Origin of the sequence: Myxococcus sp. CA051A (assembly GCF_013336705.1) — a bacterium.
GTDB classification, from domain to species: domain Bacteria; phylum Myxococcota; class Myxococcia; order Myxococcales; family Myxococcaceae; genus Myxococcus; species Myxococcus llanfairpwllgwyngyllgogerychwyrndrobwllllantysiliogogogochensis.
Window position 1 is genome coordinate 1 of record NZ_JABUMS010000084.1, and the last position, 428, is coordinate 428.

General features: G+C 68.5%; 1 protein-coding gene. It reads left to right on the plus strand.

Annotated features, from left to right (window positions below):
- Window positions 1-100 precede the first annotated feature (100 nt).
- Window positions 101-428, plus strand: a 328-nt coding sequence (locus HUA74_RS45020) for a hypothetical protein (protein WP_174459521.1), incomplete at its 3' end; no start/stop codon positions are given.

Genomic DNA, 428 nt, shown 5'->3' on the forward strand with positions numbered 1-428 from the left:
GACGCGAAAAAGGGCCCGGGAAGATTCACCGGGGTTTTCGTTGTGCGGGGTGGAGGCAGCCCCCATGCTCCTTCCATCACCCGCTGTAACCGAGGTACTCATGTCACTTCGCTCACTGTTCGCCGTGCTGCCGTTCGCCCTGGTCGCCTGTGGTCCCGTGGACGAGCTGGAGACCCCGGACGAGTCCCCCGGTACGCAGGCCCAGGCCGTGTGTCCCGGCGTCACCACCGTCACCTTCGGCACCATCGACAACTTCGCCGGCGGGCCGGACCCGCTTCCCTACGCGCCCACGGCCCTGCCGGACTTCGTCAGCTACCTCAACGGGCAGGGCATCCCCACCGCGCAGCTCAAGACGCTGGATGACGGCACGACCGGCAAGCACACGGTGGCCACGCTGCGCCACGGCCTGCGCAGCTGCTTCGCGGCCA